General features: G+C 72.6%; 17 protein-coding genes. 10 read left to right on the plus strand and 7 right to left on the minus strand.

The window, feature by feature from the left end; genetic code table 11:
• The first annotated feature begins 145 nt into the window (after positions 1-145).
• Complete coding sequence (locus ACH4TG_RS12245; RefSeq protein ID WP_398242095.1) at positions 146-1,102, plus strand: bifunctional riboflavin kinase/FAD synthetase; 957 nt, start codon at positions 146-148, stop codon at positions 1,100-1,102.
• A 79-nt stretch (positions 1,103-1,181) separates the two neighbouring features.
• Here ACH4TG_RS12245 and ACH4TG_RS12250 read toward each other — a convergent pair whose 3' ends face one another.
• From ACH4TG_RS12250 to ACH4TG_RS12275, 6 genes are all read right to left on the minus strand, one after another.
• A complete protein-coding gene (locus tag ACH4TG_RS12250) occupies positions 1,182-1,745 on the minus strand; it encodes a DinB family protein (RefSeq protein WP_398242096.1) in 564 nt (187 codons plus the stop codon).
• A 119-nt stretch (positions 1,746-1,864) separates the two neighbouring features.
• Positions 1,865-2,572 carry a response regulator gene (locus ACH4TG_RS12255; protein WP_398242097.1) on the minus strand — a complete coding sequence of 236 codons (708 nt, stop codon included), beginning with the start codon at positions 2,570-2,572 and terminating at the stop codon, positions 1,865-1,867.
• Positions 2,569-3,849, minus strand: a complete 1,281-nt coding sequence (locus ACH4TG_RS12260) for a sensor histidine kinase (RefSeq protein ID WP_398242098.1) — start codon at positions 3,847-3,849, stop codon at positions 2,569-2,571. The genes ACH4TG_RS12255 and ACH4TG_RS12260 overlap by 4 nt, the downstream gene beginning before the upstream one ends.
• Before the next feature lie 127 nt (positions 3,850-3,976).
• On the minus strand, positions 3,977-4,816 hold the full coding sequence (locus ACH4TG_RS12265; RefSeq protein ID WP_398242099.1) for an ABC transporter permease: 840 nt from the start codon (positions 4,814-4,816) through the stop codon (positions 3,977-3,979).
• A complete protein-coding gene (locus ACH4TG_RS12270; protein WP_398242100.1) occupies positions 4,813-5,742 on the minus strand; it encodes an ATP-binding cassette domain-containing protein in 930 nt (309 codons plus the stop codon). The genes ACH4TG_RS12265 and ACH4TG_RS12270 overlap by 4 nt, the downstream gene beginning before the upstream one ends.
• 279 nt (positions 5,743-6,021) lie before the next feature.
• The gene (locus ACH4TG_RS12275) at positions 6,022-8,868 is read right to left on the minus strand and encodes an AAA family ATPase (protein WP_398242148.1); all 2,847 of its coding nucleotides are present in this window, start codon (positions 8,866-8,868) and stop codon (positions 6,022-6,024) included.
• Between the two features lie 972 nt (positions 8,869-9,840).
• On the opposite strand from ACH4TG_RS12275, the gene ACH4TG_RS12280 reads away from it, so the two are divergent.
• The 6 genes from ACH4TG_RS12280 (at position 9,841) to ACH4TG_RS12305 (ending at position 16,164) form a co-directional block, all read left to right on the plus strand.
• On the plus strand, positions 9,841-10,476 hold the full coding sequence (locus ACH4TG_RS12280) for a chloramphenicol phosphotransferase CPT family protein (RefSeq protein WP_398242101.1): 636 nt from the start codon (positions 9,841-9,843) through the stop codon (positions 10,474-10,476).
• Positions 10,477-10,614: 138 nt separating this feature from the next.
• Positions 10,615-10,902 carry a 30S ribosomal protein S15 gene (rpsO, locus tag ACH4TG_RS12285; RefSeq protein ID WP_033173003.1) on the plus strand — a complete coding sequence of 96 codons (288 nt, stop codon included), beginning with the start codon at positions 10,615-10,617 and terminating at the stop codon, positions 10,900-10,902.
• Positions 10,903-11,243: 341 nt separating this feature from the next.
• On the plus strand, positions 11,244-13,469 hold the full coding sequence (locus tag ACH4TG_RS12290; RefSeq protein ID WP_398242102.1) for a polyribonucleotide nucleotidyltransferase: 2,226 nt from the start codon (positions 11,244-11,246) through the stop codon (positions 13,467-13,469).
• Positions 13,466-14,857 carry a M16 family metallopeptidase gene (locus ACH4TG_RS12295; RefSeq protein ID WP_398242103.1) on the plus strand — a complete coding sequence of 464 codons (1,392 nt, stop codon included), beginning with the start codon at positions 13,466-13,468 and terminating at the stop codon, positions 14,855-14,857. Before ACH4TG_RS12290 ends, ACH4TG_RS12295 begins: the two co-directional genes overlap by 4 nt.
• Before the next feature lie 85 nt (positions 14,858-14,942).
• Positions 14,943-15,707: a 4-hydroxy-tetrahydrodipicolinate reductase gene (gene dapB / locus ACH4TG_RS12300; protein WP_398242104.1), complete on the plus strand. Its 765-nt coding sequence runs from the start codon at positions 14,943-14,945 to the stop codon at positions 15,705-15,707.
• 4 nt (positions 15,708-15,711) lie between these two features.
• Positions 15,712-16,164 carry a hypothetical protein gene (locus ACH4TG_RS12305; protein ID WP_398242105.1) on the plus strand — a complete coding sequence of 151 codons (453 nt, stop codon included), beginning with the start codon at positions 15,712-15,714 and terminating at the stop codon, positions 16,162-16,164.
• Positions 16,165-16,217: 53 nt separating this feature from the next.
• Here ACH4TG_RS12305 and ACH4TG_RS12310 read toward each other — a convergent pair whose 3' ends face one another.
• Positions 16,218-16,772, minus strand: a complete 555-nt coding sequence (locus tag ACH4TG_RS12310) for a hypothetical protein (RefSeq protein ID WP_398242106.1) — start codon at positions 16,770-16,772, stop codon at positions 16,218-16,220.
• Between the two features lie 133 nt (positions 16,773-16,905).
• Between ACH4TG_RS12310 and thyX the strand changes: the two genes are divergently transcribed.
• From thyX to ACH4TG_RS12325, 3 genes are all read left to right on the plus strand, one after another.
• Entirely contained in the window at positions 16,906-17,673 is a 768-nt protein-coding gene (thyX, locus tag ACH4TG_RS12315) for an FAD-dependent thymidylate synthase (protein WP_398242107.1), read from the plus strand.
• Positions 17,674-17,836: 163 nt separating this feature from the next.
• Positions 17,837-18,736, plus strand: coding sequence for a 4-hydroxy-tetrahydrodipicolinate synthase (gene dapA / locus ACH4TG_RS12320; protein ID WP_398242108.1), 900 nt, complete (start codon positions 17,837-17,839; stop codon positions 18,734-18,736).
• Between the two features lie 196 nt (positions 18,737-18,932).
• On the plus strand, positions 18,933-20,618 hold the full coding sequence (locus tag ACH4TG_RS12325) for a ribonuclease J (RefSeq protein WP_398242109.1): 1,686 nt from the start codon (positions 18,933-18,935) through the stop codon (positions 20,616-20,618).
• Positions 20,619-21,110: the final 492 nt, after the last annotated feature.

The raw sequence follows: 21,110 nt of genomic DNA on the forward strand, positions 1-21,110 counted from the left end.
GGGCCTGATCGGAACCCCCGGGCGTCCCGTTGGGTGACGTGCCGATGGACACCGCGGCCCCCAGGCATGGCAGGCTTGGCTCTGCAGGGCGAGCGCCCTGGCGTAAGCGGCAGTGAGTGATTCGGCGAGGAAGCGGAGCGTCAAGGTGCAGCGCTGGCGGGGCTTGGAGGACGTTCCCGGTGACTGGGGTCGCAGCGTCGTCACCATCGGCTCGTACGACGGGGTGCACCGCGGCCACCAGCTGATCATGGGGCGCGCCGTGCAGCGGGCCCGTGAACTCGGGCTGCCCTCGGTCGTCGTGACCTTCGACCCGCACCCCAGCGAGGTCGTGCGGCCCGGCAGCCACCCGCCGCTGCTGTCCGCGCACCACCGGCGGGCCGAGCTGGTCGAGACCCTCGGTGTGGACGCCCTGCTGATCCTGCCGTTCACCGCCGAGTTCTCCCGGCTCTCGCCGAGCGAGTTCGTGCGCAGCGTGATCGTCGAGGGGCTGCACGCCAAGCTGGTCGTCGAGGGCCCGAACTTCCGCTTCGGCCACAAGGCCGCGGGCGACGTGGACTTCCTGTCCGCGCTCGGCCTGAAGTACGACTACGAGCTGGAGGTCGTCGACCTGTTCGTGCGCGGTGAGGCGGGCGGCGGCGAGGCGTTCTCCTCGTCCCTGACCCGCCGGCTGGTCGCCGAGGGCGACGTGGAGGGCGCCGCCGAGGTCCTCGGCCGCCCGCACCGCGTCGAGGGCGTCGTGGTCCGCGGGGCCCAGCGCGGCCGCGAACTGGGCTACCCCACGGCCAACGTCGAGACCCTGCCGCACACTGCGATCCCCGCGGACGGCGTGTACGCGGGCTGGCTGCACGTCGAGGGCGAGGCGATGCCCGCGGCGATCTCCGTCGGCACCAACCCCACGTTCGACGGCACCGCCCGCACCGTCGAGGCGTACGCCATCGACCGCGTCGGCCTGGACCTGTACGGGCTGCACGTGGCGGTGGACTTCCAGGCGTACCTGCGCGGCATGGAGAAGTTCGACACGATCGACGCGCTGCTCGAGCGGATGGCCGACGACGTCAAGCGCGCGCGGGAACTGCTGGAAGCGGTCGAGCCCACCGTCTGACCCGCTGCGTCCCCGGACGCGCGGCCCACCGGCCGGAGACTCCCGTCCCGGAGCGCGCGCCCGGCCGGCGCACCCCGCCTCACAGGCCGACGGCGCCGTCGATCCGCTCGCGCAGCAGGTCCGCGTGCCCGTTGTGCCGGGCGTACTCGGCGATCAGGTCGATCAGCAGGAACCGCAGCGAGATCTCCTTGCCGGTGATCCGGGACCGGAACGTGGTGTCCAGCGACGGCGCCTCGGCGACGATGATCCTGGCCCGGTCGCGCTCCGCCCGCCACACCGCGAAGGCCGCGGACACGTCGCCGTCCAGCCGGTCGAAGTCCTGGTTGGGCTCGTCGTCGGAGTAGTGGAGCAACGGGATGTCCTCGCCGGCGAACTGGATGCGGAACCACCAGCGCTCCGCCCCGGCCAGATGCCGCACCAGCCCGTGCAGGGTCAGCCCGGACGGGGGGATGACCCGACGGGACATCTGGGCGTCCGCCAGGCCCCTGCACTTCAGCTCGAACGTGGCACGGTGCCACTCCAGGAAGGCGGTGAGGATCTCCCGCTCCCCGCCCGTGGTGGGCAGCGCGGGCCGGTCGCCCTCGGCCCACGACGGGGAGGTCTGGATCGTCTGCTCGCTCGGCGCATGCCCCATCTCCGTCATGCCCCGAGTCTCGCAGCAGGGACCGACAACGCGGGAGGCCTTTCGCGGGGAGCCGACGCGCGTCGGGGCGCGGTGAGCCCGCCCGCGAGCCGCCGTCCGCGGGCGGACCCCGGGCGGCCTCAGGCCGGGCGGACCAGCCGCGTCTCGTAGGCGAAAACCACCGCCTGGACCCGGTCGCGCAGTTCGAGCTTGACCAGGATCCGGCTCAGGTGCGTCTTCACCGTCGCCTCCGCCAGGTGCAGGCCCGCGGCGATCTCGGTGTTCGACAGGCCGCGGCCCACCTCCACCAGCACCTCCCGCTCCCGCGCGGTCAGCCGGGCCAGCCGCTCGTCGGTCGCCGGACCCTCGGTCGTCGCGGGGGAGGGCAGCTGGTGGGCGAAGTGCTCCAGCAGGCGCCGGGTGATCCGCGGCGCGACCACCGCGTCCCCGCCGGCCACCGCCCGGATCGCGCCCAGCAGCTCCTCCGGGAGGGCGTTCTTCAGCAGGAAGCCCGACGCCCCCGCCTTGAGGCCGGCGAAGGCGTACTCGTCGAGGTCGAACGTCGTCAGGATCAGCACCCGGGACTGCGGGCACGACGCGATGATCCGGTCCGTCGCCTCGATGCCGTCCGTGCCGGGCATCCGGACGTCCATCAGCACCACGTCCGGCTGCAGCGTGCCGGTCAGCCGCACCGCCTCGGCGCCGTCGCCGGCCTCGCCGACCACCCGCATGTCGGACTGCGCGTCGAGCACCATCGTGAACGCCATCCGCAGCAGCGGCTCGTCGTCCACGAGCAGCACCGTGATCGGCCGGCCGTCCGGTCGCACCGGCTCCCCCTCCAGGTTCACATCGCCTCCGGCGTCGTCAGGGTCAGCACGGCCTCGACCCGCCAGCCGCCGCCGGGCTGCGGGCCCGCGGTCAGCCGGCCGCCGTAGGCCGCCGCCCGCTCGTGCATCCCGGGCAGGCCGTGCCCGGACGCCCCGCCCGAGGCGGGTGGCGCGGGGACGGTGCCGTTGCCGTCGTCGGCCACCGACAGGGTGACCGCGGCCGTCGTGCAGGCCACCCGCACGTCGGCGCGGGTCCCGGCCGGCGCGTGCTTGAGGGTGTTCGTCAGGGCTTCCTGGACCAGGCGGTACGCGGTGAGCTGCGCGGCGGCGGGAACGACCGACGGCTCGCCGGTGATCTCCAGCCGGGTCGGCAGCCCGGCGGCCCGCACCTGCCCGGCCAGCCCCGCCAACTGCCCGATGCCCGGCTGCGGATGGCGCAGCGCGTCCGGCTCGTCGTCGCGCAGCACCCCGAGGAAGCGCCGCATGTCCGTGATCGCCTGCCGTCCGGTCACCCCGACCTGCTGCATGGCCGCGGATGCCCGCTCCGGGGCCGTCGGCTGGGCGAACACCGCGCCGTCCGCCAGCGCGACCATCACCGACAGGTTGTGCGTCACGATGTCGTGCATCTCCCGGGCGATCCGGGCCCGTTCGCCGGCCACCGCGAGCTGGGCCTGCTGGTCGCGCTCCCGCTCCAGGCGCACCGCGCGGTCCTCCAGGAACGCCATGTGCTCGCGGCGGCCGCGCATGTTCGAGCCGATCACCAGCGCCGCGACCGCCAGCCCCGACAGCGAGACGAACGTCCCGACCCGGTGCTCGGCGGGGGACCACCGCACGGTGGCCAGCAGGATCCCGCCCTCCAGCACCGCGAACGCCCCCAGGGCCCGCGCCCGGTCCCGGTTCGCGGCCACCGTGTACAGCGCGATCAGCAGCGCCAGGTCGGCGGGGAGCCGCTGGTCCGCCAGCCACTGCCCCAGCGCCGCGGCCGCCACGCAGCCGAACGCCACCAGCGGCGCCCGCCGCCGCCACGCCAGCGGCAGCACCAGCCCGGCCTGGGCCGTCAGCAGCGGCACCGGATGCGCCCTTACGGCGCCATGGGAGAGGGCGCCGAGCAGCACGAACAGGCCGACGGCGAAGCACACGTCCACCGCCCAGGGCGACAGCGCCAGGTGGCGCCCCCGAAGCCAGTACACCCGGTTCCAGGAGGCCGCCAGCGCCGCCCGGGCCCGCGCCCCCGCGGTCCCGCGGGGCGCCGGTTCGGCCGGAGCAGCCGACCGGCCGCCGACGGCGTCGGCGGCCACGGCCTGGCTCCCGGGGGCCGGGGACAGCGTCCCGGGCGGGCGCGGGCTCATCGGCCCTGGCCCCCGGGACGCCGCGGCGCGCCGCGGCCTTCTCGGCACGGCGCGCCCGGCCCCCGCGCGGCGGTCGTCACGCGTCGCGCCGCTTCAGCAGGTAGGCCGCGCCGGCCAGGGCGACGACCGCGTACAGGCAGAACACTGCGAAACCGGTCCACGGCTGCAGGGTATGCGCCTCGTGGTGCAGCGCCAGCAGGGACTGGCCCGCGTTGCTGGGCAGCCACTGGTTCACGTGGTTGCCCCACGAGGACGGCAGCGCCTCGCCGAGCACCGGGATGATCAGCAGCAGCCCGAAGAGCGCGGCGATGCCGCCCGCGGTGTTGCGGATCAGGGCGCCGATGGCCACACCCAGCAGGCCCACGACCGTGACGTACAGGCCCGCGCCCATCACCATGCGCAGCGCGCCCGGGTCGCTCAGCGACATGCCGAGGTGGTGCGACGACAGCAGCGACTGGCCGATGAGGAACGCCACCAGGGCGCTCGCCGTCATCAGCACCCACACCACCGCGGCGAACAGCGCGGCCTTCGCCCACAGCACCGGCAGCCGCTTGGGGACCGCCGACAGCGTCGAGCGGATCATGCCCGTCGCGTACTCGCCGCTGATCATCAGCACGCCGAGGACGCCGATCGCGAGCTGTGCCAGGAAGTAGCCGCGCAGGCTGGTCAGTGCCGGGTCGAAGTGCGCCCGCTCGCCGGGCGACATGCTCGCCCAGTGGCTGGAGGTGAAGTAGGAGAACAGGGCGCCCAGGCCGATCATCGCCACCATGGCGGTGAGCAGCGTGAAGAACGTGGACCGCAGCGTGCGCAGCTTGATCCACTCCGAGTGCAGCACCCGGGCCTGCGTGACGTGGCCGCGCGCGGCCGGGGCGGGCGCCTGGGCCAGGGGCTCCGCGGGAATCGTGGTCGTGGTCATGCCGCCTGTCCTTCCTTCTCGCGCACCGGCGTCTGGTACTCCACGGCGTCGCGGGTGAGTTCCATGAAGGCCTCCTCCAACGAGGCCTGCTGCGGGGTGAGTTCGGCCAGCGCTATGCCGGCGTCCGCGGCGATCCGGCCGATCCGGTCGCTGGTCAGGCCGGTCACCTCCAGGACCGTGCGTTCCACCGACGCCACCGACACGTCGGGCCCGGCCAGCAGCCGGCGCAGCGCCTCGGCGTCGTCGGTGCGCACCCGCACCGAGGTGCCCGCCGCGCCGCTCACGAACGCCTCCACCGACGTGTCCGCGATCAGCCGGCCGCGGCCGATGACGATCAGGTGCTCGGCGGTCAGCGCCATCTCCGACATCAGGTGCGAGGAGAGCAGCACGGTACGGCCCTCGGACGCGAGGTCCTTGAGCAGCGTGCGGATCCACAGGATGCCCTCGGGGTCGAGGCCGTTGACCGGCTCGTCCAGCACCAGCGTGGCGGGGTCGCCGAGCAGGGCGCTGGCGATGCCCAGCCGCTGCCCCATGCCCAGGGAGAACCCGCCGACCCTCTTGCGGGCCACCTCGCGCAGGCCCACGATGTCGATCACCTCGTCCACCCGGCGGCGGGGGATGCCGGTGGTCGCCGCGAGCGCGAGCAGGTGGTTGTAGGCGGTGCGTCCGGTGTGGATCGCCCGCGCCTCCAGCATCGCGCCCACCTCGTGCAGCGGTGCCCGGTGGTCGGCGTACGGCTTGCCGTTCACCGTGGCGCTGCCGGCGGTCGGGGAGTCCAGGCCCAGGATCATGCGCATCGTGGTGGACTTGCCGGCGCCGTTCGGGCCGAGGAAGCCGGTCACCACGCCGGGGCGGACGGTGAAGGTCAGGTCGGTGACGGCGGCGCGTTCGCCGTAGCGCTTGGTCAGTCCGTGGGCTTCGATCATGGGGTGGTCCTCGGATGCTGCGTCGATGGACGGTGGAGTTCCATCGTCCGTGCCGGCACCCTCCCCGCACGACGATCCACGGGCTGATTCCGCTTCAGTGCACGTGCCACCCCGGTCGGACCCGTCGTACGACCGCCGGTGTACGGCTCACCCGGAAGGGGCAAGGGCCGCCGCACGGATCGTCGTCCGTACGGCGGCCCTCGGTACCGCCTGCCAGGCCCGATGCGCGGCGCCCGGCGCGGGTCGGCGGCCGTGCGGCCGCCTGCCTGGCGCCTTGCGCTACTGCGGCGGCGGGGGCGGCGGGAAGCCGTACCCCTGCTGCTGCGGGTCCTGCGGTTGCTGCGGCCACCCCTGCTGGGCCTGCGGTGTCTGCGGCTGCGAGGACTGCGGCTGGAACTGCGGCGCGCCGGGGCCCTGCGGGTCGGGCTGCGCGGGCCCGTACGGCTGCTGGGCCTGCGGCGGCACGCCGTACTGGCCGGGCGGGACCTGGCCGGGCGGCAGCGCGGGAGCCGCCATCTGGCCGGGCTGCCCCGGATACGGCTGTCCGGGTTGCGGACCGTAGGGACCGGGGGCCGGCTGGCCGGGGACCGGCTGCCCCGGAGCCGGATACCCGCCCTGCGGTCCGGGCTGCCCAGGCGCGCCCGGCGCCCCCGGGTACGGCCCCGGGGCGCCCTGGTACTGGCCGGGCATCGGGGGCGCCTGGACCGGCGGCGAGCTGCTGCCGTCCTGTGTCCACAGTCCCTGCGCCTGCTGCGCCCGCACGAAGTCCTCGGCGACCATCGCGGAGAGGTTGAAGTACGCCTCGCGGGTCTTGGGCCGCATCATGTCGAGGTCGACCTCGGCGCCGGCGGCCAGGTGCTCGTCGAACGGCACGACCTGCACGCCGCGGCAGCGGGTCTGGAAGTGCGCGACGATGTCCTCGACCTTGATCATCTTGCCGGTCTCGCGGACCCCCGAGATGACGGTGATGCTCCGCGAGACCAGGTCCGCGTAGCCGTGCGCGGACAGCCAGTCCAGCGTCGTGCTCGCACTGGACGCACCGTCCACCGACGGCGTCGAGACGATGATCAACTGGTCGGCCAGATCCAGCACGCCGCGCATCGCGCTGTACAGAAGACCGGTACCGGAGTCGGTGAGGATCACCGGGTACTGCCGGCCCAGCACGTCGATCGCCCGCCGGTAGTCGTCGTCGTTGAACGTCGTCGACACCGCCGGATCCACGTCGTTGGCGATGATCTCCAGACCCGACGGCGCCTGCGAGGTGAACCGCCGGATGTCCATATAGCTGTTCAGATACGGGATCGCCTGGACCAGGTCCCGGATCGTGGCGCCCGTCTCCCGCCGCACCCGACGACCCAGCGTCCCGGCGTCCGGGTTCGCGTCGATCGCCAGGATCTTGTCCTGCCGCTCACTCGCCAGCGTGGCACCCAGCGCGGTGGTCGTGGTCGTCTTGCCCACACCCCCCTTGAGACTGATCACCGCGATCCGGTAGCACGACAGCACCGGAGTACGGATCAGCTCCAGCTTGCGCTGCCGCTCCGCCTCCTCCTTCTTCCCACCGATCTTGAACCGCGACGGCTGCGCATTGGCACCCGGCTTCTTCGGCTTCGGCTGATTACGCAGCAACCGATCCGAACTCAGCTCCACCGCCGCGGTGTACCCGAGGGGTGCGCCGCCGTGGGCCATGGGCTGCCGCTGGTCGGGCGTCACCGTCGGCCAGCCGCCCGCGCGCGGGTCGACCGGCGGGGCGTAGCCCTCGGCGGGCGGCGGCGCCTGCTCAGGCCCCGGCTGACCGGGGTGCACGGGCTGGCCGGGTACGCCCGGCTGGCCCGGTTGACCTGGCTGGCCCGGCTGCGGGAAGCCGTATCCGCCCTGCGCGGGCAGGGGTTGCAGCGGTCCGGGCTCGGCCTGCGGCTGGGCAGGCTGCGGGAACCCGTACCCGCCGCCCTGCGGGCCCGGCGCGGCCGGACCGGCGGGGCCGGGCAGTTGGGGCTGCTGCGGAGCCGGAGGCACGGCCTGCGGCGCAGGCTGCGGCGCCAGGCCCGTGGGCAGCACCGGGTTCTGGCCCTGCGGCCCGGGCACGGGACCGCCCGCGGCAGGGAAGCCCTGCGCGGGTGCGGGCAGCCGGTCACCGCCGGGCTGCCCCGGCTGGACCAGCTGGCCGGGCTGGGCCGGCTGCGGCGGTTGCGGGAAGCCGTATCCGCTCTGCGGGGCGGGGGCGTCCTGGGGCTCGGGCGCGGCCGGGCGCGGGAACCCGTAGCCGCCCTGTCCGGGGCCGGACTGCGGTGCGGGCTGCGGCGGTTCGGGTGTGAAGGGTGCGGGCGCCGGGGCCTGCGGCTGGTTCGGTGCGGGCGGCGGGAAGCCGTATCCGCTCTGCGGGCCCGGGCCGTCCAGCGGCTGGGGCGCCGCCGGCTGCGGGAAGCCGTAGCCGCTCTGCCCCGGGCCCGACTGTGCCGCGGGCTGCGGCGGTTCGGGTGTGAAGGGTGCGGGCGCCGGGGCCTGCGGCTGGTTGGGTGCGGGCGGCGGGAAGCCGTATCCGCCGGGGGACATGGGCAGGCCCGTCGGCGGCGGGAAGTCCAGCCCCTGACCGCCTCCTTGACCCGCGGCGGGCGCGGGCGGGTTCGGGCCGCCGGGGTGCATCGGCGCCTGTGGTTCCGCGGGCCGCGGCGGGTACGGGTGCCCGCTCTGGGGCGCCGCCGGGTTCGGGCCGCCCGGGTGCAGCGGCGGCTGTCCCGCGGCCGGTGCCGGCGGGAACGGGTGCCCGCCCTGCGGCGCGGGCGGGTTGGGGCCGCCGGGATGCAGCGGCGCGTCCGCCCGCTGGTAACTCGGCGGCAGCGGCGGCATGGGGCCCTGCGGCGGGGCGGGTGCCCACGGATTGGCGTCCGGCGACTGCGGCAGCGGCGTCCACACCGGGGCGCGCTTGGCGGGCTTGGCATCCTCCGGCTCCGGCTCCGGCTCCGGCTCCGACTCGGGCTCGGGTTCCGGCTCGTCGGCCGCGGGCCGCGCGTCCTCCCTCCGGTCCGCCTTCGGTGCCTCCGCCGGGGGCTCCGGCGACGCGGCGTCCTGCGCGAACTCGGACGGCTCGGGCAGCTTCTCGCCCGCCCGCTCCTCGATCTCCCGCCGCATCGCGGCGGCCGAGAACCGCAGCGTGGCGTCGGGCGACGCGCCCTGCCCGGACGGCGCGTCCGCGGCAGAACCAGCCGAACTCCGATCAGATCCGACTGAATTGGACACGGCCTCCGAGTCCGTCGCTGAAACCGGCCGGGGGAAGCCCCTGCCGCCGGCGGAGTCGGCGTCCCGCTCGGGTTCCGGCTCTGCGGACTTGGGCTGCGGGACGACCGGCACCGAGGACACCGACCACGACGCCGCGTCCGGCACGGGGGCGGGTCGCGCGGGCGGCTCGTCTGCCGGGCGCGGGCTCTGCGAGGCGGCGGGCTCGGGGGACTTGGGCTGCGGGACGACCGGCCCGGAGGGCGCCGACCAGGACGGCTCGTCCTCGACGCGCGCGGGCTCGGGTTCGGGCTCCGGCACGGACCGCGGCGCGGGCTGCGGGACCAGCGGTACCGAGGACGCCGACCACGAGGCCGGCGACACGGAGGCGAGGCCCGCGACCGGGCCGGGCGCACTGCCCGCGGCAGCGCGGTCCGCCGGCTCGGCGGCCTGCGGGCCCGTCCGCTGCGGCTCGTCCTCCGGTGCGTTCTCCGCTTCCGACTCGTCCGACGCATCGCCGGAACTGCTGCCGGAATCCTGCATGTACCAGGCAGGGAGCCGCGGCCCCAGGCTGAACTCGCCGGTGTAGTCGGACTCCGACGCGTCCTCGACAGGGGCGGGCCCGCCCACGCGGTTCTCGTCCCGATCGCTGCTCACAATGCCTCCTGGTCACTTGCGGTAAACCGTCCGGCGGCGCTCGTGCCCCTGCACCCCATGGCCGATTCCCCCTCCCCGTTCAGGGCAAGACTAATCGCCGGTAGGCATCGGATGTCAGGCCCGACGCCCGGCGGTACCACGCCCCACACCCTGCCCGTACCCGCCTCCTGCCCGCCTCACCACCCAACTCCCGTCCCTCTGCCACCGATACGGCATTGATACGGTCTGCCCATGCGCACCGGCCGGATCATCTTTCTCAACGGAACGTCCAGTTCGGGCAAGTCGAGCATCGCCCGCGAACTGCTCGCGATCCTGGACGGCGACCCCCACTTCCACCTCGCCGTCGACGGCATCAACGCGATGCGCGCGCACAAGGAGATCGCCCCCGAGTCGCTCGACGGCATCCTGCGGCGGACCCGCATGGGGTACCACCGCGCCGTCGCGGGCATGGCGGCCGCCGGCAACGACCTGGTGGTCGACCACATCCTGAGCGAGCCCTGGCGGCTGGCCGACCTGCTCGACGTGCTGTCGGGATTCGACGTGTTCCTCGTCGGGGTGCGCTGCTCGCTCCCGGAACTGGAGCGCCGCGAGCGCGAGCGCGGCGACCGCCCGCCCGGCCTGGCCGCGTACCAGTACGAGCGGGTGCACGCGCACGGCGTCTACGACGTCGAGGTCGACTCCGGCACGCAGTCCCCGCGCGACTGCGCCGAGCAGATCCGGGCGCACGTGGAGGGCGCGGTGTCCCGCGGCGAGGCGCCCACCGCCTTCGCCCGGCTGCGCGCCCGGGCGGCGGGCGAGGGGCGGAGCGCCGACGGGAGCACCGGCGCGGGGGACCGGGCGGTCCCGGCGGGCGGCCGGGCGTCCTGACCGGTGGGTAAGGGCCTCGCCACAGGCTGGTACTCTGGGTGACGGTCATTCGTGACCTTGTGCCTTGCGAGTCACCTGAGTATCCCCCGCGATGAAGACCGGGGGCGCTCGCAGGCCCCAACACCCTGAGGAGTCCGTATGTCGCTCGACGTCGAGACGAAGAAGCAGATCATCGCCGAGTTCGGCACCAAGGAGGGCGACACCGGCTCCCCCGAGGTCCAGGTCGCGCTCCTGTCGCGCCGTATCTCGGACCTGACCGAGCACCTCAAGACCCACAAGCACGACCACCACAGCCGTCGTGGTCTGCTCATCCTGGTCGGCCAGCGCCGCCGTCTGCTGCAGTACCTGGCCAAGAAGGACATCACGCGTTTCCGTGAGCTCCGCGAGCGCCTCGGCATCCGTGCCGGCGCTGCGGGCGTTCGCTAGGACGCTTGAGGGGAGCGGTGCCCGTCTCGACGGGGCCGCTCCCTTTCGCATATGCGCCGGGGGCCCGGCGCGCGTGCGATGCAGGACCGGCACCGTACGTGCCCGGCGACGGACTGTGCACATGACGTGCGAGACCCCGTCCTCGTCTGGTGCAATGGTGCTGTTGACAACGAATGAGGAGGAGCGTCCTCCTATCCGCCGCATACGCCGGTCCTCGGTAGTGGCCCCCGGGTGGCAGACCCCCGGTGGCTTCGATCGAAGACCGGCCCCGGCAGGACGCCCCTCCACCGATGGCCCGCCAGGGACACGCCCTGCGGGCAAGGACGAGGAGAATCCCCATAGTGGAGAACGAGACCCACTACGCCGAAGCCGTGATCGACAACGGCACCTTCGGCACCCGCACCATCCGCTTCGAGACGGGCCGTCTGGCCCGCCAGGCCGCCGGCTCCGCCGTGGCCTACCTGGACGACGACACCATGGTGCTGTCGGCCACCAGCGCCTCGAAGCAGCCCAAGGAGCACTTCGACTTCTTCCCCCTGACGGTGGACGTCGAGGAGCGCATGTACGCGGCCGGCCGGATCCCCGGCTCCTTCTTCCGCCGCGAGGGCCGCCCGTCCGAGGACGCCATCCTCACCTGCCGGCTGATCGACCGCCCGCTGCGCCCGTCCTTCGTCAAGGGCCTGCGCAACGAGATCCAGGTCGTCTGCACGGTCATGGCGCTCAACCCCGACCACCTGTACGACGTGGTCGCCATCAACGCCGCCTCCTGCTCCACGCAGCTGGCCGGCCTGCCCTTCTCCGGCCCGATCGGCGGCGTCCGCGTCGCGCTGATCAAGGGCCAGTGGGTGGCCTTCCCGACGCACACCGAGCTCGAGGACGCGGTCTTCGACATGGTCGTCGCGGGCCGCGTGCTGGAGGACGGCGACGTCGCGATCATGATGGTCGAGGCCGAGGCCACCGACAAGACGATCAAGCTCGTCGAGGGCGGCGCCGAGGCGCCGACCGAGGAGGTCGTCGCCGCCGGCCTGGAGGCGTCCAAGCCGTTCATCAAGGTGCTGTGCAAGGCGCAGACGGAGCTGGCCGCCAAGGGCGCCAAGCCCACCGCCGAGTTCCCGATCTTCCTCGACTACGAGGAGGACGTGTTCGAGGCCCTGCAGGCCGCGGTCACCGACGAGCTGGCGCAGGCGCTGACCATCGCCGGCAAGCAGGCCCGCGAGGCCGAGCTGGACCGGGTCAAGGGCCTGGCCGCCGAGAAGCTGCTGCCGCAGTTCGAGGGTCGCGAGAAGGAGATCTCCGCGGCCTACCGCGCGCTCACCAAGAAGCTGGTCCGCCAGCGCGTGATCCGTGACCGCGTCCGCATCGACGGCCGCGGCGTCACCGACATCCGCACGCTGGCCGCCGAGGTCGAGGCGATCCCGCGGGTGCACGGCTCGGCGCTGTTCGAGCGCGGTGAGACCCAGATCCTGGGCGTCACCACCCTGAACATGCTCCGCATGGAGCAGCAGCTCGACACGCTGTCGCCCGAGACGCGCAAGCGCTACATGCACAACTACAACTTCCCGCCGTACTCCGTCGGCGAGACCGGCCGCGTGGGCTCGCCCAAGCGCCGCGAGATCGGCCACGGCGCGCTCGCCGAGCGCGCCCTGATCCCGGTCCTGCCGACCCGCGAGGAGTTCCCCTACGCGATCCGCCAGGTCTCCGAGGCGCTCGGCTCCAACGGCTCCACGTCGATGGGCTCGGTCTGCGCCTCCACCATGTCGCTGCTGAACGCCGGTGTGCCGCTCAAGGCCCCGGTCGCCGGTATCGCCATGGGCTTGATCTCGCAGGAGATCGAGGGCGAGACGCACTACGTGGCGCTGACCGACATCCTCGGCGCCGAGGACGCCTTCGGCGACATGGACTTCAAGGTCGCCGGCACGAAGAACTTCGTGACCGCCCTCCAGCTCGACACCAAGCTGGACGGCATCCCGGCGTCGGTGCTCGCCGCGGCCCTCAAGCAGGCCCGCGACGCCCGCCTGCACATCCTCGACGTGATGATGGAGGCCATCGACTCCCCGGACGAGATGTCCCCGAACGCGCCGCGGATCATCAGCATCAAGATCCCGGTGGACAAGATCGGCGAGGTCATCGGCCCCAAGGGCAAGATGATCAACCAGATCCAGGAGGACACCGGCGCCGACATCTCCATCGAGGACGACGGCACGGTGCTGATCGGCGCCACCGAGGGCTCCCAGGCCGAAGCGGCGCGCGCGATGATCAACCAGATCGCCAACCCGACGATGCCCGAGGTCGGCGAGCGCTACCTGGGCACGGTCGTGAAGACCACCACCTTCGGCGCCTTCGTCTCGCTGATGCCCGGCAAGGACGGACTGCTGCACATCTCGCAGATCCGCAAGCTCGCCGGCGGCAAGCGCGTGGAGAACGTCGAGGACGTGCTCGGCGTCGGCACCAAGGTGCAGGTCGAGATCGCCGAGATCGACCAGCGCGGCAAGCTCTCGCTGATCCCCGTGATCGAGGGCGAGGACGACGCGAAGGACGGCGACGCGAAGGACGAGTCGGCCAAGTGACGACCCGCTCCACCGCAGTGACGGCCCGCCCCACCACCAAGGGGCGGGCCGTCCGCACGCGGGCCACCCGCACACGCACCCTCCTGCCGGGGACCGACGGCACCGGCACGGTCCGCCGCAGCGTGCTGCCCGGCGGGCTGCGGGTCGTCACCGAGACCCTGCCCACGGTGCGCTCCGCCACCTTCGGCATCTGGGCGGGCGTCGGCTCACGCGACGAGACCCCGGTGCTCAACGGCGCCACCCACTACCTGGAGCACCTGCTCTTCAAGGGCACCCAGCGGCGCAGCGCGCTCGACATCTCGGCCGCCATCGACGCGGTCGGCGGCGAGATGAACGCGTTCACGGCCAAGGAGTACACCTGCTACTACGCGCGGGTGCTCGACACCGACCTGCCGCTGGCCATCGACGTGGTCAGCGACATGCTCACCGGGTCGCTGATCCGCCAGGAGGACCTCGACGCCGAGCGCGGGGTGGTCCTGGAGGAGATCGCCATGACCGAGGACGACCCCGGCGACCAGGTCCACGACCTGTTCACCACGGCGCTGCTCGGCGACTCGCCGCTGGGCCGCCCGGTCCTCGGCACCGTCGAGACCATCAACGCCCTCACCCGCGACCAGGTCGCCCGCTTCTACCGCAAGCACTACGACCCGACGCGGCTCGTGGTGGCGGCCGCCGGCAACATCGACCACGCGAACGTCGTCCGGCAGGTCCGGCGGGCGTTCGAGCGGGCCGGCGCGCTGCGCGACGCCGACGCCCGGCCGCAGCCGCCGCGCGGCGGTCTGCGCACCCTGCGCGCCGCCGGTGCCGTCGAGATCCTGGACCGGCGCACCGAGCAGGCCCACGTGGTCCTCGGCATGCCGGGCCTGTCCCGCAACGACGAGCGCCGCTGGGCGCTGAGCGTGCTGAACGCCGCCCTCGGCGGCGGGATGAGCTCGCGGCTGTTCCAGGAGGTGCGCGAGAAGCGCGGCCTGGCGTACAGCGTGTACTCGTACACCTCGTCGTACGCCGACTGCGGCATGTTCGGCGTGTACGCCGGGTGCCAGCCGCGACGGGTGCCGGAGGTGCTCAAGATCTGCCGCGACGAGCTGCAGCAGGTCGCCGAGCACGGCCTCAACGACGAGGAACTGCGGCGCGCCATCGGTCAGTTGTCCGGCTCCACGGTCCTCGGCCTGGAGGACACCGGCGCGCTGATGAACCGCATCGGCAAGAGCGAGCTGTGCTGGGGCGAGCAGCTGTCCGTCGACGACCTGCTCGCCAGGATCGCCGCGGTGACCCCGGACGAGATCCGCGCGGTGGCCCGCGATGTACTGGGACAGCGTCCCTCGCTGGCCGTCATAGGGCCGGTGAAGGACAAGCAGGCGGCCCGCCTGCACGAGGCGCTCGCCTGACCCCGGCGGCGGCCCGGGCGGCCGCCGCCGGGCCCCGTGCCCACCCCGACGCGTGAAGCCAGACGAACCTAAGGACCACGAAACGATGAGCACCCTCCGTGTGGCCGTGATCGGCGCCAAGGGCCGGATCGGCTCCGAGGCGGTCCGCGCGATCGAGGCGGCCGACGACCTGGAACTGGTCGCCGCCGTCGACCGCGACGACCGCCTCGACGCGCTGACCGGCGCCGGCGTCCAGGTCGCGGTCGACCTGACCCATCCCGACGCCGTCATGTCCAACCTGGAGTTCGTCGTCGGCCACGGCATCCACGCGGTGGTCGGCACGACCGGCTGGACCCCCGAGCGCCTCGCCGCCCTGGAGGGCTGGCTGAAGGCCTCCCCGGGCACCGGCGCGCTGGTGGCCCCGAACTTCTCCATCGGCGCGGTGCTGACCATGCAGTTCGCCCAGCAGGCCGCCCGCTGGTTCGAGTCCGTCGAGGTCATCGAGCTGCACCACGACAACAAGGCGGACGCGCCCAGCGGCACCGCCGCCCGCACCGCGCAGCTGATCGCCGCCGCCCGCCACCAGGCGGGGCGCGCACCCCAGCAGGACCCGACGACGCACGGCCTCCAGGGTGCCCGCGGCGCCGACGTCGACGGCGTGCCGGTGCACTCGGTGCGGCTGCGCGGCCTGCTCGCCCACCAGGAGGTGCTGTTCGGCGGCACCGGTGAGACCCTCACCATCCGGCACGACTCGCTGCACCACAGCAGCTTCATGCCGGGCATCCTGCTCGCGGTGCGCACGGTCCCGACCGTCCCCGGCCTCACCTACGGCCTGGAGCACTTCCTGGCCGACGGCCCCGAAGGAGCCTGACGCCATGGGCGCCCGCATCAGCTACGCCGTGTCCGCTGTCGTCCTGGTGTTCTACTTCGTCCTGGTCGGCGACCGCGGCGTGCTGCTGATCGCTGACGGACGCCCGGTCACCGTGGCGTTCGGCGTCGCGGTGCTGGTGCTCCCGCTGATCGGCGCCTGGTTCCTCTGGCACACCACCCAGTTCGCCCGGCACGCGGGCCGGCTGGGCCGGGAGCTGGAGGCCGAGGGCGGGCTGCCGGTCGACGAGCTGACGCGCACGCCCAGCGGCCGGATCGACCGGGACTCGGCCGACGCGGTGTTCGCCAGGCGGCAGGCCGAAACCGAGGCCGCCCCCGACGACTGGCGGAACTGGTTCCGGCTGGCCGTCGCGTACTTCGACGCCCGCGACACCCCGCGGGCCCGCAAGGCCATGCAGCGGGCGATCGCGCTGCACGACGGCAAGGCGGTCGGCGACTAGGCCGGCGGCCCGACGGGGGCGGGGCCGGGCCCGGACAGCCCGGCCGGCGCTCGTCAGCGCAGTTCGGTGGCCCAGCCCTCGAGGGCGTCGGCGGCGATGTCGAACGCCTCGACCCGCCCGAGGAAATCCGCGTTGTGGTCCGTCATCAGCGGCCGCAGCGTCTGGCCGCCGCGCCGCGAGATCAGCAGCGCCTGGCCCATCACGGTCCGCGGCAGGCCGAGCACCTTCACCGGCTGCTGCGCCGTGTGCACCCGCCCGATCTGCCGCCACGGCACGGTCGCCGTGGTGAAGAAGCCCACCTGCCGCAGCCCCTTGCCGCTGATCCACACCCCCATCCGCAGCAGCCGCAGGGTGCACGCGATCACCAGGACCGCGAAGCCGAGGCAGGCCCCGGCGCCCTGCACGCTGCCCGCGGCGACCATGATCAGCGCGGCGAACATCAGGTAGGCCGCCAGCATCAGCGCCAGGGCGGCGGCGGCGACCCGCCAGGGACCGGGACGGTACGGCCGCATCCAGCCGTCGCGCGCGGCGTGCGGCAGCGGCCGGGCGCCGGTGTGCTCGGCGCTGTCGGGCGCAAGGGCAGTGAGGGACTGGTACGGCTGGGACACGCGGAGAATCCTCTTCCGGTCCGGCGGGGCGGGCTCTAGCGGGTGAGGCTAGCCGCCGCGGGCACGTCGGCCAACCTCCGGGTCGGGACCGTCGCCTGCAATACCCCCTCGGACCAGCCTCTAGGCTGGGCGCATGCAACAGGAACGCCCTCCCGTCCCCACCGATCCGCCCACCGGGACCGCCGTCCCCGTCCGGTTCCGCGACGATGTCACCGTCGAACTCGTCAAGCACAGTGCCTCGGACACCGACGTGCTCTGGGCGGCCAGGGTCTCCACCGCGGGGGAGGAGTCGCTCGAGGAGCTGACGAAGGACCCCGAGCGGTCCAAGGGCCTGATCAACTACCTGATGCGGGACCGGCACGGCAGCCCCTTCGAGCACAACTCGATGACCTTCTTCATCAGCGCGCCGATCTTCGTGTTCCGCGAGTTCATGCGGCACCGCGTCGGCTGGTCCTACAACGAGGAGTCCGGCCGCTACCGCGAGCTGCAGCCGGTCTTCTACGTGCCCTCGCAGGACCGCAAGCTGGTCCAGCAGGGCCGCCCGGGCAAGTACGAGTTCGTGCACGGCACGCCGGAGCAGCACAAGGCCGCGGTCTCCGCCATGGAGGAGTCCTACGCCCAGTCCTACGCCGCCTACCAGGACATGCTGGCGGCCGGGGTGGCGCGCGAGGTGGCCCGGGCCACTCTGCCCGTGGGCCTGTACTCGTCGATGTACGCCACCTGCAACGCCCGCTCGCTGATGCACTTCCTGGGGCTGCGCACCCAGCACGAGCTGGCGAAGGTGGCGTCCTTCCCGCAGCGGGAGATCGAGATGGTCGGGGAGCGGATGGAGGCGCTGTGGACGGATCTCATGCCGCTGACGCACGCCGCGTTCAACGCGAACGGCCGAGTCGCCCCCTGAGAAAATGTCCGAAGTGTTCGGATTGCAGGCATTCGTGAAGTTCATCTAGGCTGCAGAAACGGACTCCGGCGTTGCTTGAACCCCCGAGCAGGCAGCGCCGGAGTCCTTCCTCCGCAGGTCCCGCGGCTGCACCCGCGCGCACCCACCCAGTACCGTGGGACCCATGGCTCCGACCTCCACCCCCAAGGCCCCCTTCGGGCGGGTCCTGACCGCAATGGTCACGCCGTTCACCGCGGACGGCGCGCTCGACCTCGACGGCGCCCGGCGGCTCGCCGCCCACCTGGTGGACGCCGGCAACGACGGCCTGGTCGTCAACGGCACCACCGGGGAGTCGCCCACCACCAGCGACCGGGAGAAGGACCAGCTGGTCCGAGCCGTCGTCGAAGCGGTCGGCGACCGCGCCCACGTCGTCGCCGGCGTCGGCACCAACGACACCGCCCACAGCATCGAGCTGGCCCGCCAGGCCGAGGCCGCCGGCGCCCACGGCCTGCTCACGGTCACGCCGTACTACAGCAAGCCCCCGCAGGAGGGCCTGTACCGGCACTTCACCGCCATCGCGGACGCCACCGGCCTGCCGGTCATGCTCTACGACATCCCCGGCCGCAGCGGCGCGCCCATCGACACCGAGACGATCGTCCGGCTCGGCGAGCACCCGCGCATCGTCGCCAACAAGGACGCCAAGGGCGACCTCGGCGCCGCCTCCTGGGCGCTCGCCCGCAGCGGCCTGGCCTGGTACTCCGGCGACGACATGCTCAACCTGCCGCTGCTGTCCATCGGCGCCGGCGGCTTCGTCTCGGTGGTCGGCCACCTCGTCACGCCCGAGCTGCGCGCCCTGCTGGAGGCGTACACCGGTGGCGACGTGCACAAGGCCGCCGAGATCCACCAGCGGCTCCTCCCGGTGTTCACCGGCATGTTCCGCGCCCAGGGCGTCGTCACCACGAAGACCGCCCTGGCGCTGCGCGGACTGCCCGCGGGACCCCTGCGGCTGCCCCTGGTCGGCCTCACCGACGCCGAAACCGAGCAGCTCAGGAAGGATCTCGCCGCCGGCGGGGTACACCTCTGAACACAGACTTCACAACTGAATACCGCTGCATACCGAAGAAGACCGAAGCAGAACGCACACCAGGTCGGCGCAGACGTGCCGTGACGCGCGAGGACACCCGTCCGCCCGCACGCCCGCCTGCCGCCCGACGAACGATGAGCCGCGCACCCCGGGCCCCCGCAGGGGCCGCCCGGCGCGCGCGGCAGAGGAGAACCTTTTGAGCCATCCGCACCCTGAACTCGGCGCCCCGCCGGTACTGACCGAGGGCGGCCTGCGCATCACCCCGCTCGGCGGCCTCGGCGAGATCGGCCGCAACATGACCGTCTTCGAATTCGGCGGGAAACTGCTGATCGTCGACTGCGGCGTCCTCTTCCCGGAGGAGGAGCAGCCCGGCGTCGACCTGATCCTGCCGGACTTCAGTTCCATCAGGGACCGCCTCGACGACATCGTGGGCATCATCCTCACCCATGGCCACGAGGACCACATCGGCGCCGTCCCCTTCCTGCTGCGCGAGAAGGAGGACATCCCGCTCATCGGCTCCAAGCTGACCCTCGCCCTGATCGAGGCCAAGCTCCAGGAGCACCGCATCAGGCCCTACGCCCTGGAGGTCAAGGAGGGCGACCGGGAGCGCATCGGCCCCTTCGACTGCCAGTTCGTCGCGGTCAACCACTCCATCCCGGACGCCCTGGCCGTCGCGATCCGCACCCAGGCCGGCATGGTCGTCGTCACCGGCGACTTCAAGATGGACCAGCTGCCGCTCGACGGCCGGCTCACCGACCTGCCCACCTTCGCCAGGCTCGGCGAGGAGGGCATCGACCTGCTGCTCTCCGACTCCACCAACGCCGAGGTCCCCGGCTTCGTGGCGCCCGAGCGCGACATCTCCCAGGTGCTCCGGCAGACCTTCGACCGCGCCGAGAAGCGGATCATCGTGGCCAGCTTCGCCAGCCACGTGCACCGCATCCAGCAGGTCCTCGACGCCGCCCACGAGCACCGCCGCAAGGTCGCCTTCGTCGGCCGCTCCATGGTCAGGAACATGGGCATCGCCCGCGACCTCGGCTACCTCAAGGTCCCGGCCAACCTGATCGTCGACGTCAAGGTCCTCGACGACCTCCCCGACGAGCAGGTCGTCCTGGTCTGCACCGGCTCCCAGGGCGAGCCCATGGCCGCCCTCTCCCGGATGGCCAACCGCGACCACCAGATCCGCATCGTCGAGGGCGACACCGTCATCCTCGCCTCGTCGCTGATCCCCGGGAACGAGAACGCGGTCTACCGCGTCATCAACGGCCTCACCCGATGGGGGGCCAACGTCGTGCACAAGGGCAACGCCAAGGTGCACGTCTCCGGGCACGCCTCGGCGGGCGAACTCCTGTACTTCTACAACATCTGCAAGCCGCGGAACCTGATGCCGATCCACGGCGAATGGCGCCACCTGCGCGCCAACGCCGAACTCGGCCAGCTGACCGGCATTCCCAAGGAACGCTGCGTCATCGCCGAGGACGGCGTCGCCGTCGACCTCGTCGACGGCGTGGCCAAGATCGCGGGCAAGGTCCAGGCGGGATACGTGTACGTCGACGGCCTGTCGGTCGGCGACATCACCGAGTCGTCCCTGAAGGACCGTCGCATTCTCGGTGAGGAGGGCATCGTCTCCGTCTTCGTCGTGGTCGACAGCACCACCGGCAAGCTGGTCGGCGGTCCCAACATCCACGCGCGCGGTTCGGGCATCGAGGACGAGGCGTTCGCCGCGGTCATCCCCAAGATCGAGGAGGGGCTGTCCCGTTCGGCCTCCGACGGGGTCCTGGAGAACCGCCAGATCCAGCAGCTCATCCGCCGGTCGGTCGGCAAGTGGGTCTCCGACAACTACCGCAGGCGCCCGATGATCCTGCCAGTCGTGGTCGAGGTCTGACACACCGTCAACACCCTGACAGGCAGCGGGCCGCCGGATTTGCATCCGGCGGCCCGCTCCAGTACGTTGGCACAACCGCCTCGACGAGACCCGCGGAAACGCGTGTCCCGGAGCCAATACAGGCAAAGGGGCTGGTAATTCCGACCGGAAAGCATCTGCTAAGGTTGGAACACAACGAAGGGAAAGCCCGGAGGGGCCTGAAAGGGCCGCTGAAGGCAGCTTCCGTTCTTTGAGAACTCAACAGCGTGCCAAAAGTCAACGCCAGATATGTTGATACCCCGTCCCTCACGGATTCGTCCGTGGTGGATGAGGTTCCTTTGAAAGTCCTTCCCGTTACTGGGAAGGCGATACACAGCGAGGACGCTGTGCACTGCGGGGATTATTCCTCCTTGCGGTGCCGCTCTTTCGTGTGTTGCCGGGATGACCCGGAAGCATTCACGGAGAGTTTGATCCTGGCTCAGGACGAACGCTGGCGGCGTGCTTAACACATGC

Origin of the sequence: Streptomyces sp. NPDC020917 (assembly GCF_044333795.1) — a bacterium.
In the GTDB taxonomy this organism is placed as follows: domain Bacteria; phylum Actinomycetota; class Actinomycetes; order Streptomycetales; family Streptomycetaceae; genus Actinacidiphila.

Excerpts from the sequence above, each read along its gene's own strand:
- ACH4TG_RS12250 (WP_398242096.1), bottom strand. The coding sequence starts at position 1,745 with ATGACGGAGATGGGGCATGCGCCGAGCGAGCAGACGATCCAGACCTCC.
- ACH4TG_RS12280 (WP_398242101.1), top strand. The coding sequence starts at position 9,841 with ATGCGCACCGGCCGGATCATCTTTCTCAACGGAACGTCCAGTTCGGGC.
- thyX (WP_398242107.1), top strand. The coding sequence starts at position 16,906 with ATGCAACAGGAACGCCCTCCCGTCCCCACCGATCCGCCCACCGGGACC.
- rpsO (WP_033173003.1), top strand. The coding sequence starts at position 10,615 with ATGTCGCTCGACGTCGAGACGAAGAAGCAGATCATCGCCGAGTTCGGC.
- dapA (WP_398242108.1), top strand. The coding sequence starts at position 17,837 with ATGGCTCCGACCTCCACCCCCAAGGCCCCCTTCGGGCGGGTCCTGACC.
- ACH4TG_RS12275 (WP_398242148.1), bottom strand. The coding sequence starts at position 8,868 with ATGCGGCGGGAGATCGAGGAGCGGGCGGGCGAGAAGCTGCCCGAGCCG.
- ACH4TG_RS12270 (WP_398242100.1), bottom strand. The coding sequence starts at position 5,742 with ATGATCGAAGCCCACGGACTGACCAAGCGCTACGGCGAACGCGCCGCC.
- ACH4TG_RS12265 (WP_398242099.1), bottom strand. The coding sequence starts at position 4,816 with ATGACCACGACCACGATTCCCGCGGAGCCCCTGGCCCAGGCGCCCGCC.
- dapB (WP_398242104.1), top strand. The coding sequence starts at position 14,943 with ATGAGCACCCTCCGTGTGGCCGTGATCGGCGCCAAGGGCCGGATCGGC.
- ACH4TG_RS12305 (WP_398242105.1), top strand. The coding sequence starts at position 15,712 with ATGGGCGCCCGCATCAGCTACGCCGTGTCCGCTGTCGTCCTGGTGTTC.